Genomic DNA, 12,158 nt, shown 5'->3' with positions numbered 1-12,158 from the left:
TCACTACTAGTAAGAGTAAAAGTTATTCTTTCGGGCTATCCGTTAGCCCTGGCGTTCATTCATTGTGTCCTTGCTTCATCCAGAAGCCGGCATCAGGCGTATCAATCGGGTACAGTCCGTCCCATCGGGATAGGTCGAGCACTCCAGGGCTACGTACTCCCCGCAGCACTTGAAGATCAGAGACCTCTTCCACGCCGCCGGCGAATTCGAGCATTCCCATCAACTGGCCGCTCGCGAGATCCACCGCTGCGATACCCGCAATGCAGCGCTCAACAGAGGTTTTCACCGGAAGGTCCCAACCCGTGAAAGACTCTCTCGGTAAAGAGAGGCCAACTAACGCACATTCACCGATTTTCGCAATGCCCCGCGCAAAGCCGGGAAGTGCTTGTAGCACATTGACCTCACCCGATTTTCGATCGACCCGCAGCAGATGTCCTTTCCCCATTTCGGTCAGGTAGAGTTGGCCGTCTATTACCCGTGGCGAGTGCGGTAGGCATAGCCCTCGAGTGAGGATCTCGTTGACGGCACAGTCCATCAAAATGCCGTGGCATGGAGGGTGGTTCCGCCAGCCACGATTTACATTGAATTCACCAAAGGCTGTGGCGTATGTGAGGCGACCGTTTTCCCAAGCCATCCCGTTCAAATGGCAGCGGTCCTCCGGCATTACCTCTGTAATGAATGGAGGGCGCCAGACCGGCGTAAAGCTATAGGCAGCATCAAATCGACAAATAACGGAAAAACGTGTATTGACGGCATACAGCGTGTCGCCTTCTGCCCAAAGGTCGTGTATCTGGCAGTTGCCGGTGGAGTGCGCCAATCGCGGTGCAAAGTAGGCATCGTAGGTTGCACCGGGACAATGTTGGGCCAGTCTCCCGTTATTCGCATAGCGAGTAATGTCGCGGCGAGTAGATACAGCAAGATAATCGCTACCTGTTGCAATTCCCCAAGGAGCATCTAGCAGGGTGTCGGTTATTGCAAGCCCGCCATTGTCGTCTGCGCTTATGAAGATTAACCGCCCCGGAACGAGGGTTGCAGCGATGCTGCACTGGTTTTTATGAAGCAAACTTACAAAGCCACAAGTGACCTTGACGGGAAGTTGCGGAAAAAGACTATTCATAAAAGAATATCGAATGCATCTTTAATGCTTATTCACCGGCTTCAGCTTGTCGAAAATCTCGCACAGCATCTGATCGACCGGGACATCGGTTGCATTAAATGTAAATTCAGGAAATGGCGGGATCTCGTAAGGGGCATCAAAGCCTGTCAAACCTGAGATCTCGCCTCGTTTGGCTTTCGCGTATAAACCTTTCGGATCGCGCGATGCGCAAGTGTCCAGCGGCGTAGCCAGATAGATCTCGAAAAACCGCCCGGTCGGAAAGAGTTGGCGTACCCGAGCACGGTCTTTGGAGAAGGGCGATACAAATGCGCAAACGGTATTGACGCCGGCATCGACCATTAGCCGGGCCACCTCTCCGGCACGACGAATATTCTCCGCCCTGTCATGTTCAGACAGGCCGAGGTCGGAGCAAAGACCTCGCCTCAGTTCATCTCCGTCAAGAAGGTATGCGGTCTCATGCCGTCTGCACAGTTCATTCCTGAGCGCGAGACCGAGGGTGGTTTTTCCAGAAGCGGGCAGACCCGTAATCCAGAAACAGATCGGAGAATGACTTTGCAACATTGATTCATATCAATACATTGGGAAAGTCCATGATAACCAAAAGGTTATTCAATGTGTTGAAAATGGGGCGGTTATGTGAAAAATGGTCAAATCGGTTCACATCGGAGGAAGGTTTACAACATTGTCGCGCCCGCTGTAAGACGAAAACTAACGTAGGCGGCAGAACTGTCGCACCCCCAGTCGAGCCGCCTGGGTGCGGCCATCGCAATCCTGGGAGACGGCCTCTTTAATCCCGAATCCGCGCACTGGGAGATGCATGAGGCGCCAAGCAGCGCACCGTTCAGTCGATGGCGAAGGATGCCTGGGGGACATCGCGGGATGGCGATTCACTTCCGCCGTGCGAGCGCAGCCAAGCTTGGCCAATATCAGGCTGGCGTGAATGTTGAGAATTAATGCTTAGCGGGAGCCTGGGCGATTCCTGCTCCGCGCCAGTTCGCGATCGAGCGCATTGGCGAAGTTCTGGCGGTCGGCGTGGCTAAACGCGGCCGGGCCGCCCGTGTCGACACCACTGCCGCGCAGCTCTTCCATGAAAGCCCGCATCGTCAATTGCTGGGCAATGGTGTCTTTGGTGTACCACTCGCCGCGCGGGTTGAGCGGCAAGCCGCCTTTTTCCAGCACCAGAGAGGCTAAGGGAATGTCGCCGGTCACGACGATGTCGCCGGGACTGACGCGTTCGACGATTTCTGCGTCGGCCGCATCTGCACCGACCGGGACCTGCAGCGCGCGGATGAAGCGCGAGCCCGGCACGCGGATCAACCGGTTGGCAACCAGCGTGACGTTGAGTTGCAGGCGTTCGGCCACCCGAAACAGGATGTCTTTAATGACAGCGGGACAAGCGTCCGCATCGACCCAGATGTGCATGAACATTGGTTGAAATCAGCAGGATGACCCATTGTAACTGCAGGTTGTCTCGCACACGGTTGCGCGCCGCAAAATGGCGATATGGCAACCGAATTTGATCTGGATCATGGATGAAAGAAGCTTGATTTATATCATTACAACCTCTGATCCCCTTGATCTCGCCAGCGCAGCTGCCGGCCGCGACAGCCGGAGGTGTTACGCCCAGCCTTGCATTCTTCCTGGGGCGTTCTAATAACATTTGAGAAAGCAATGCGCACCAACCTGCCAGTTACTCAGCGTGAAGTCGAGATGAACGACGGAGCCATGCTGGTTTCAACGACCGACGCCCAAGGCCGCATCACCCATGCCAACGCCGTCTTTGTTGCTATCAGTGGCTATGACTACGACGAACTGCTGGGGCAGCCGCACAACCTGGTGCGCCATCCCGACGTGCCGCCGGAAGCGTTCCGCGACATGTGGGCCACGATCGGACGCGGCCGGCCCTGGTCGGGCGTGGTGAAGAACCGCTGCAAGAACGGTGATCACTACTGGGTGCTGGCGAATGTCACCCCGGTGGTCCGCAATGGCAAGAATGTGGGCTATATCTCGGTGCGGACCAAACCCACTCGCGCGCAGATCGCCGAGGCCGAAGCCTTGTACCAGCAACTCCGCCACGCCGGGAATAGCGCGCCACGCTTGCGCCTGCATGCGGGCGGCGTGCGCAAGGTGGGCTGGCGCGACTGGCCGCAGCGCGTGTTCCGCCTGTCGCTCACCCAACGCATGAGCGTGGCGCTGGGCCTGTGGCTATCCGCCGTGCTCGCCGCCCACCTGGCCGGATCCGGCACCACCTTCGGGCCGCTGCTCGACGCCGCCGTACTGGTGCTGGGCGCAGCGGGCGTCCTGAGCTGGTTTCACTGGGCCGTTGCAGAGCCCCTGAAGCAATGTACCAATCAGGCTGCTCGCATCGCCGGCTGCAATCTGGAGGGCGACATTTCCGCCGACATGCGCCACCCGATCGGCAAGCTGATCCGAAACATTCGCCTGATCAATCTGAACATGCAAGCGATTGTCGAGGATGTGCGGACGGAAGTGTCCAGCATCACGGCAGCCGCCGAGGAAATTGCCCAGGGCAGCAACCACTTGGCCGAGCACTCGGAAGAACAGTCGTCCAGCGTGGAGCGGACCGCGTCGGCCATGGAACAAATCACCTCGGTGGTACAGCAAACAGCCGGCGCGGCGCGGCAGGCGGAAAGCAATACCCAGCAAGTCGGCCGCACGGCCAGTACCGGCGAGGCCTCGGTAGCAGACCTCGTGACGACCATGAAGTCGATTAACAACGCCTCAGGGCGGGTGACTGAAGTCATCAAGGTGATCGAGAGCATCGCCTTCCAGACCAACATCCTCGCGCTGAATGCGGCGGTGGAAGCGGCGCGGGCGGGCGAAATGGGCAGGGGCTTTGCCGTGGTTGCCGGCGAAGTGCGCGTGCTGGCCAACCGCAGCGCCGAATCGGCCAAGGAGATTCGCGCCCTGATCACGGCCTCCAGCGAGCAGGTCAACCAAGGTTCGCACCATGTCAACTCGGCCGCAGAGATCATCAAATCCATGGTGCGCTCCGTATCGGACGTAACCACCCTGGTGCAGGAGATTACGCACGCGGCCAACGAGCAATCGATGGGCGTGAGCGAGGTCAATCGCGCCATCAGCGACATCGAACGCACCACCCAGCAAAACGCCGCCTTGGCTCAGCAAAACGCCGCCACCAGCAAACGTCTCAAACAACAGGCCGGTACGCTGCATCGTGCGGTACAGATCTTCCGCCGCTGATCGCCGGCTCCTGGCACTGGCTGTTGATCTGGACGATTATCGGCAGTTCCAGCTCGACCATCTGACCCGAATCGACGATGCGCAAGGTATAAAAGCGGATATTCCAATGCAAAAGATCAAGCTGCCCCCCGAATTACCTGTGTGACCAGGCATGGGAAATACAATGCATCGCCGTCGCATGGCGCTGACTGCCGAACTGGTCGCTCTGGTGCACCGGGCCATTGACGACCCCGGTCCTCTCCCCGGCGTTGCCTACCAGTCCGATGCGGATTACGACGCCATGGTGGACGGCCTTCTCCGCGTGCATCCCAACAGGCAGGATGCCTGGCTGTTCGCGTTTGGCTCGCTGATCTGGAAGCCCGAATGCGAACATGTGGAAGAGCGGTTGGGCACTGCTTATGGCTGGCACCGTTCATTCTGTTTCCAGATCCGGCGCTATCGCGGCACGCCAGAATGCCCTGGACTCATGATGTCGCTGGACCGGGGCGGCCGATGCAAAGGTTTGCTCTACCGACTGCCCGGTGACACAGTGCGCGAGCAGCTGCATAAGTTGTGCCGGCGTGAAATCACAGTCAAGCCGGCGAATACAGTTGCGCGCTGGATTACCGTGGCAAGCGATGCAGGGCCCTTGCAGGCGATTGCCTTCGTGATGAGCCGGGAGTCAAAGTCCTATGTCGGCAAGCTGGCGCCGGAGCAGATTGCAGAAACCTTGGCAAGGGCATGCGGACACTGGGGTTCTGGGGCCGAGTATCTTTTCAATACGGTATCCCGGCTCGAAGAGCATGGAATACACGATCAGTATCTTTGGAGACTGCAGCAACTCGTGGCAGAACGGATCACGTCGGATCACCCCTTTCTGTCGAGGTCATGAACGTCTGCAATCGGCCGGGTGCGGTCAGCCGGCTCCGCGAAAGATTTGCGTGAGTCCGACCCAAAGCTGCCTGTCAGCCTGATGGAGTCCCTAGGCTGGGATGCAATCCCGGCACTGTTTAACCATCATGACGAAAGCAAACAGTAGGAGGTAGTGCAAACTAACGGGGTAAGCTCCTGAGATCTGGCAGCACCAGATCGCAAGACCTGCCCCGTTTTCTTAAGCGCCCGGACTTTCTACAGCGTGTCGCGCAACGCCTGCAGCTGCTGCAGGCCGCTCTGCACTTGGCCGCCGAGCCCGCTTAACAAGGCGCGAGCCTCGTCGCGATGGGCGGTCAGCACTGGCAGCTGTGCCTGCGCGAATGCCTGCGTCTGCTGGTTCGTCGGCCGCTGCGATTCCTCTGTAAACCGTTCGATCGCCTCGTCGTGCAGGCGCTCGCTATATGCGGCGAAACCGGCGTCGAATGTCTGGCCTTGTGCCCTTACAAGCGCGCTGTATGCGAGTTGCTGTTCCGGCGACAGTTCGATTGGCAGGACCATGTCCATGCTCTGCGCCAGCTGCTCGAGCTGTACCTGCACCGGTGTATGCTCGCTCGCCAGACGCTGGCCATATGCGCTGACCCCGGCGTTCGTTGACCTCAGGCCGCCGAGGTAGCCCAGGCGGATCTCGGCCAGGTTGGATTGGGCTGCACTGTAAAGGAAGCTCGGCGTGATATTTCTTGCCAGCTCGGATGACCTCACAAAGTGCCCTGCGAGATCAGGCTCCAGCGAACGCGCCAGTCCGCGAACGTCGACGTCTCGGCCGTCTCCGGACATCTGCGTGCGCGCGGCTAGTGTCGCTTTCGCATGTGCGATGACATTGACGTCCATGTAGGCACGATCGAAATCGGCGCCGGAGAATCGCGCAAGTTCCTCTGAGATGGCTTGTTGCTCCGGATTGATTTCCGTCGGCAAAGGCAAGTCCTTGGTCTCGTTGAACGCCGTGATGCGGTCGTTGGCCTCGGTATGTTCGTCGATCATGCTTTGCGCGAAGCGCCGCACATCCTCGTCGGTAGCACGTTCCAGCGCCAGTTCCGCCCATTCGATTTCAGCAAGACTGCTCTGGTAGGTGAAGGCAACAAATGCCGCAGGGTCGAGGCGTTGCAGGAGGCCCTCTCCGAATCCCAGATGTGTCTTGAGCAGCGGCGCGCTGATGGCGGCGAAATAGCGCGCATTGAGATCGTCGCTGTTGCGTGCCTGGCGCATCGCTTCGGCGAGGTCGAGACGATGGGTGAGAACGTTCTCCCACATGTAATCGCGGTCGAACTGCAGGCCCGTCAATGCCGACAGCCTTGTCACTTCGGCGGCCTGTTCAGCCGTGATATCGCTCGGCAGCGTCACGCCCTTTTGTTGTGCGAGCTGCTGGATCTGGGCATTGACGACCGTGTGATGCTCGATCATTGCGTTGGCGTATTCTTTGACACCGGAACTTTCACCCCGCGTCTGCGCGAGCTGCGCCAAACGGATCTCGGTAAGACCGTCCTGGTAGGCAGCGGCCAGGAAGGCCGCGGCGCTTGGTGTGGCCGGAGTGATGGGCACGGTTGCCGGCACTGCCACTGCCGGCGGTGTCGCTCCGGGAGCGCCGGCTGCCGGCGTGGCAGGAGTGGCGGGGGTTGCAGGTGTGGCCGGCGTTGCCCCGGCTCCCGGCGCACCAGGTGTAGCCGGCGTAGCCGGGGTCGCTGGCGTGGCAGGGGTGGCGCCGGGCGCGGCGGGATCGGTGCCGGTGCCGGTGGTCTGCAAGAACGAGGAAGTATTTCCCGGGCTTCCGGCAAACATTCCGCCATCCAGATCACCGCCGCCGCATGCGGTCAATGAAGCGGCCAACGCCAGTACAGAAATTCGATTCATCATTGTCTCCAAAGAATTGCCGGCTGACGTGGGGATCAATAGCAGGTGCCACGGATGCGCCCGAGACGGTAGGTCGGGTCCGCGCGGGCCGGAACAAGGGGGGACGGGTGACGAAAGGTCGACCCGTCCATTGCTGCCAGGTTAAGGACAGAGTCGTTCTGGCAGTCTATTACGCCACATGGCCTTTGCAAGACGAATCGTGCTCCACAATGGGCAAGCTGCGCTAGTTATGATCCGGCGCAAGAAGAGTGTCGGCATGACGCAAGCGTGCAACGTCGCCCGAAGAAACAAGATTCGTGGAAATAGGCGGCCGGACCAAGGGACTTCGGTCCTATCTGCAGTTCGCTTTGCAAAAACAGCGCGTGACGGCGGACCGATCCCGGGATCTATGTTGCCCCGCTGATGAACGCGCCGCGCCGCCGCGCCGCCGCGGGTTCGGTCACCAGACGAACGATCGCAGCGGCGATTTTTGCGCCGCCGATACTTGATGGCTCGATCGGGTTGGCGTAGTCCTCGGGCTTCGTGCAAATCTGCCGCAGTTCAAGAACCGGCAGGCCGTTCTCCGCCGCCACGCGGATGATCACGTCGTTGAAAACGGTGAGTGCGGTTGTAACTTGCTGCTGATAGGCCCGATCCGGAAAGTTACCGTTATAGATCGTGCAAACAGCCAGCGGCAGATCCCTTTTCAGGCACGCGCTGACGGCCCTGCGGTAACCGGTCTCGAACTCGGCTGCGGCCCGGGACAGCAGTGCCAAGGCCTCCGCCGTGGTACGGACCTGTGCCTTCAGGATGTGTTGCGAGGCAAGCGCATCATTCCCGCCAATGCTCATCACCAGGTGACTGGCATTAGCAGGCAGCCGCGCGAGCTGGGCGTCGATGCCGGCGGTGGTCGCCCCGTCTACTGCCAGCAGACTGGCCTTCCATGCAGGAGGAAGAATTCCGCGCACCTGCGCAATCACATCCGGCTTGCCGTTCGTGTAGCTGCCGTTATCGAAGATCGAATCGCCGAGCAGGATGAGGTGAGTCATGGAGGCTAGCGCGGAAGGTGACGCGAGCAATGCAAGCGATTGGGCAAGAAAGTGTCGGCGCGAGATGGTCATTTGGCGTTCCTGATGCGTGGCCACACTGCGGGCTCAGAGGATCCGACAGGTTCATTTCGGTATGGCGCAGATGCTGCTGCCATCGTCCGTCCAGGTCCTGATCGATGGGTCCGGGTCGAGGCATGCACCGGATCAGCGTCTGTCTCCGCATCCCTTACGGAAGGGGCCGATACGGCGTTCGAACTGCTGTTGCACGATACCGTAGCACTCGCAGGATGACTCCTCAAGTGCCTGCCGGTTCAAGATCGTCATCTGCCCGCGGTTATAGCGGATCATGCCGGCTTGCTGAAAAGCGCCGGCGACCAGGCTCACGCTCGGACGCTGCACGCCCAGCATATTGGCCAGGAATTCCTGGGTGATGTGAAACGTGTCTTCCGTCACCCGGTCATGGGTCATCAGCAACCAGCGGGCAAAGCGCGCCTCGGTGGTATGCAGGCGGTTGCAGGCGACCGATTGCGATAGCAGGCTCATATAGGCGAGCATGTAGCGCTGTGTCACGTCGCGCAATGACATGCTGCCATCCAGAACACGGACAAACGCGGCCGTCGGCAGACGCAGTGCCTTGCCCGATACCTGGCACAGCGTGGTCTCCGTTGCATTGGCTTGTGCTCCACCCAGCAGCACATCGATACCGTAAAAGCCTTCGTTGCCGATAGTTCCGACCTCCACTGCCTGGCCCTCCAGCATTTGCGCCAGCACCGACAGCACGGCGCTGCACGGGAAGTAGACATGGGAAATGGCGTGTTCGCGTTCGCCGAGGACCTGCTTTAGATCCAGGTCTACCATCTCCAGATGTGCGGACAGGGCGGCGAGGTCGTCATCGGGCAGCAAGGATAGCAGGCGATTGCCGCATTCACGTGGCGATAGTGCAAACACAGACATGATGCGACTCCGGGAAAGGGTCACGGTGCAGGCACCGAACGAAATAGACCCTGAATCGTGTGACGGCGTAGAGGGAAGATTTCGGCTGGTCAGCCAGTCGGCACGGCAACTTGCCATCCAATAACGGCTTGTTACCCGTGCGCAGAGAGGGAGAACTTCAGTGTACGCCGAAATCCCAAGCCATGGGATCCATTAAGCCCGAGTGCGCGGTCAAATCTTGCAACCGCGGTCGTATTGGATTGCCAGACCTGCCCTCGCTTTTCTTACCTGTCTGCCATTTGGTATGCTGCGCCATGACCCGTACTAAACGCCTCGTTTGCGCCCGTTGCATCCGTCCGCAACGGACCTGCATCTGTCACTGGTGCACGCCGACTGCGCATGCGGTTGAAGTGCTGATCTTGCAGCACCCGCTGGAAGTTGACCACGCAAAAGGAAGCGCACGCCTGCTGAATCTGAGCTTGCCAAACAGCCGCCTGCTGGTCGGCGAAGCGTTCGACGACCACGAATTGCAGGCACTGCTGCATTCTCCATTCACGCCGGGGGCACATCGCAAGCACGCCATTCTGCTGTATCCAGATACGCCGGAAGGCACAGGCATGGCGCAACCGGCAGTACCGGCCGATGTGCCCTGGGCCGAGCCGGAAAAGTTGCGGCTGGTGGTACTCGACGCAACATGGCGTAAAAGCCGCAAAATGCTCTACGCCAATCCGCCGCTGCAATCGCTGCCGCGCCTTGCCCTGCGCGATGCGCCGCCGTCGCAGTACCTGATCCGCAAGGCACACGGCATGCATCAGCTATCCACGCTGGAAGCCACGTGTTATGCGCTCATGCAACTCGAAAGGGACCGCAACAAATACGCTCCGTTGCTAAACGCATTCAACGGCTTTGTTGCTCAACAACTGTCGTACCGGAAGGCCGACCATGCATGAGTATCCCTGGCACGCCTAATCTGAGGTACGAAAGCAGGCGCATATCGAGAGCATTGGCCGATCGCGAGGGAATGCTCCTCGCCAGGAATCGTTGCCGAAAGAGAGGCTACCTCTGGGCAGAAATGTAGAAACTCTCTGCCTGACCCGATTGCTCATCGTGCCGGCGCCGGGGTGCAGGGCCGACAGCGCGTTCGGGCACCATCAGCCGCGCTTGACGACGCTCTGCACCAGCATATTTACCTGATGCATAAAACGGGTGGCAAGGCTTTTCTCGTGTGCCAGGAGCCAGAGCTTCATTTGGCGCACGTAACCATCAACGAAGGTTTTCGCAGCCCGATGGCTTTTCTGCACAAGGTGCATGCGGGACCGATAGATTTCCACGCAGTCCATATCCTGCTGAACACCCAGGAACTTCACCTTGTAGTGATTCCACCCCCCTCCAAAGTCGTATTTGGTTCCCCCGCGCGCAATACATTCGCAGAGCGTCATGTAGCAACAGATGGTACCGAGCCGGTAATCGTTGTACGCCTGATCGTTGGTGATCACCTCCAGGAAATAGGCGTTGCCGACACGGAAATTGATGGTGCCGGCGCAGATGCAGCCGTTGATGCGAATAATGCACACAAAACCGCGCATCCTGGCAAGGTGCATGATGCGCTTACGATCCGCCGCATCGATGCCGAAGCGCTTCTTCTTCAATGCAATGCGGGCTGCGCTCAGGTCGATGAGGGCATTGACGTCATGCTCGTCGATTTCCTCATTGACGTAGAAACGGCAACTGAAGGACGGGAAGTCTTGAAGGAGCTTTTTGCGATAGCGCTTGATGGCTTCGCGGGTAGACCTTCCCAGCCTCGCCGTGTACTCCTGCGGCGTGGCGGGCAGGGCAACGGGAAAGCGCTCCTGCGAATTATGCCTCTGGAACGGGAAGGGCAAGTTATCCACGTCGGATTGCACTGCCCTGAAATTGATCGCCCATACCGTATCGAAATGCTCGAATACGTAACGAGCGAAGCGCAGCACCTCTGCATGCTCGATCCGTATCATCGTGTTGAGCACATGCGCAATCCCGCCGTTGACGCGAAACAGCAGGATCACGAAGGCAACGCCGTCTCTGCGCACCACGTAGGTATTGACATCATGGCCTGCATCGCAATAGAGCCGGAGGAACGGCAGGGAGGAAAAATGGTGTTCGTAGATACGGTCCAGCTCGGGCTCCACGTAGGCGGGTATCTCGTTGACGAGGCAGGAAACACTGATCTCGTCGTTAGCCCCTGCCTTGCGGGCCGGCATCGCAATTAGTTCATTCATCGGGATCATCATCGCAAGCGCTGAGTGGGTTCATTGTCCATTCGCCCGCGTGAGACGGCCTTGCAAACTGCTGTGTGTTTGATCAAATCGAAATTCGAGGAGATAGCGTTCTGCGCTGTATCAAATCGGCTTTCTAAAGTGCATGCATTGTCCAGGGGCCACCCGGACGCATTCCGGACGTTGCACTCACTCCTCCGGCAATGTCCCGTAGACATCGTCCTCACCATTCTTCCGCTTCATCTTGCCCATCCGCAGATCACGGTAGATGGCCGCCCGCATCAGTAGCATCGATACGACCGGCGCCGTCATGAGGAGGAACACGGCGATGATCACTTCGTGCATCACCAGGCGCGACTGCAGCACGGTGAAATAGAGCATGGAAGCGAGCAGCAAGCCGCCCGCGCCGAGGGTGATGGTAATGGCCGGGCCGTGGATGCGCTGGTAAAAGCTGGGAAGGCGCATCAGGCCGAGCGCGCCGATCAGGATGATGCTTCCGCCCACCACCAGCAGCAGCGACACGGCCACGGCAGCCCAGGCCGGAACGTTTTCCATTCCGTTCATTCGATGATCTCCCCGCGCATCAGGAACTTGGCCAGCGCAATGGTCGAGACGAATCCGATCAAGGCAATCAGCATCGCGGCCTCGAAATAGACCTGGCTGCCGAAGCGGATGCCCAATACCAGCGCCAGCATCATGCAGCACATCCACAGCGTGTCCAAGGCCAGGACGCGGTCGTGCGCGGCGGGGCCGATGAGCAGGCGTACGGTGCAGAACAGCATCGCCAGCATCACGCAGATGCCCGCGTAGCCGATCGCCAGTTGCAGCAGGAATTCCATGGAC

The 12,158-nt window shown here is 59.2% G+C and carries 12 protein-coding genes; 3 read left to right on the top strand and 9 right to left on the bottom strand.

Going from position 1 to position 12,158, the window contains the following annotated elements:
• Positions 1-55: 55 nt before the first annotated feature.
• The 3 genes from VFF99_RS03350 to VFF99_RS03340 all read right to left on the bottom strand — a co-directional run bounded on the left by VFF99_RS03350 (position 56) and on the right by VFF99_RS03340 (position 2,539).
• Entirely contained in the window at positions 56-1,117 is a 1,062-nt protein-coding gene (locus tag VFF99_RS03350; protein WP_325014995.1) for a TIGR03032 family protein, read from the bottom strand.
• A gap of 21 nt (positions 1,118-1,138) precedes the next feature.
• Entirely contained in the window at positions 1,139-1,678 is a 540-nt protein-coding gene (gene cysC / locus VFF99_RS03345; protein ID WP_325014994.1) for an adenylyl-sulfate kinase, read from the bottom strand.
• A gap of 396 nt (positions 1,679-2,074) precedes the next feature.
• Entirely contained in the window at positions 2,075-2,539 is a 465-nt protein-coding gene (locus VFF99_RS03340; protein ID WP_325015101.1) for a YaiI/YqxD family protein, read from the bottom strand.
• 249 nt (positions 2,540-2,788) lie between these two features.
• Between VFF99_RS03340 and VFF99_RS03335 the strand changes: the two genes are divergently transcribed.
• Together VFF99_RS03335 and VFF99_RS03330 are read left to right on the top strand one after the other, a co-directional pair.
• Positions 2,789-4,342: a methyl-accepting chemotaxis protein gene (locus tag VFF99_RS03335; protein WP_325014992.1), complete on the top strand. Its 1,554-nt coding sequence runs from the start codon at positions 2,789-2,791 to the stop codon at positions 4,340-4,342.
• A gap of 163 nt (positions 4,343-4,505) precedes the next feature.
• A complete protein-coding gene (locus tag VFF99_RS03330; protein WP_325014990.1) occupies positions 4,506-5,213 on the top strand; it encodes a gamma-glutamylcyclotransferase in 708 nt (235 codons plus the stop codon).
• A 236-nt stretch (positions 5,214-5,449) separates the two neighbouring features.
• On the opposite strand, the gene VFF99_RS03325 is transcribed toward VFF99_RS03330, so the two are convergent.
• The 3 genes from VFF99_RS03325 to VFF99_RS03315 all read right to left on the bottom strand — a co-directional run bounded on the left by VFF99_RS03325 (position 5,450) and on the right by VFF99_RS03315 (position 9,081).
• On the bottom strand, positions 5,450-7,027 hold the full coding sequence (locus tag VFF99_RS03325) for a DUF4142 domain-containing protein (RefSeq protein WP_325014988.1): 1,578 nt from the start codon (positions 7,025-7,027) through the stop codon (positions 5,450-5,452).
• Between the two features lie 458 nt (positions 7,028-7,485).
• Complete coding sequence (locus tag VFF99_RS03320; protein WP_325014986.1) at positions 7,486-8,199, bottom strand: SGNH/GDSL hydrolase family protein; 714 nt, start codon at positions 8,197-8,199, stop codon at positions 7,486-7,488.
• Positions 8,200-8,331: 132 nt separating this feature from the next.
• Positions 8,332-9,081 (bottom strand): Crp/Fnr family transcriptional regulator, encoded by a 750-nt coding sequence (locus tag VFF99_RS03315; protein ID WP_325014984.1) that lies wholly within the window; start codon positions 9,079-9,081, stop codon positions 8,332-8,334.
• Between the two features lie 293 nt (positions 9,082-9,374).
• Between VFF99_RS03315 and VFF99_RS03310 the strand changes: the two genes are divergently transcribed.
• Positions 9,375-10,010 (top strand): tRNA-uridine aminocarboxypropyltransferase, encoded by a 636-nt coding sequence (locus VFF99_RS03310; RefSeq protein WP_325015100.1) that lies wholly within the window; start codon positions 9,375-9,377, stop codon positions 10,008-10,010.
• A gap of 201 nt (positions 10,011-10,211) precedes the next feature.
• On the opposite strand, the gene VFF99_RS03305 is transcribed toward VFF99_RS03310, so the two are convergent.
• From VFF99_RS03305 to VFF99_RS03295, 3 genes are all read right to left on the bottom strand, one after another.
• Positions 10,212-11,318, bottom strand: a complete 1,107-nt coding sequence (locus VFF99_RS03305) for a GNAT family N-acetyltransferase (protein WP_325014982.1) — start codon at positions 11,316-11,318, stop codon at positions 10,212-10,214.
• 186 nt (positions 11,319-11,504) lie between these two features.
• A complete protein-coding gene (gene mnhG, locus VFF99_RS03300) occupies positions 11,505-11,879 on the bottom strand; it encodes a monovalent cation/H(+) antiporter subunit G (protein ID WP_325014980.1) in 375 nt (124 codons plus the stop codon).
• On the bottom strand, positions 11,876-12,154 hold the full coding sequence (locus tag VFF99_RS03295; RefSeq protein ID WP_325014978.1) for a K+/H+ antiporter subunit F: 279 nt from the start codon (positions 12,152-12,154) through the stop codon (positions 11,876-11,878). The genes mnhG and VFF99_RS03295 overlap by 4 nt, the downstream gene beginning before the upstream one ends.
• Positions 12,155-12,158: the final 4 nt, after the last annotated feature.

The organism is Noviherbaspirillum sp., from assembly GCF_035654295.1.
Lineage (GTDB): Bacteria > Pseudomonadota > Gammaproteobacteria > Burkholderiales > Burkholderiaceae_D > Noviherbaspirillum.
This window is presented reverse-complemented; position numbering and strand designations above follow the sequence as displayed.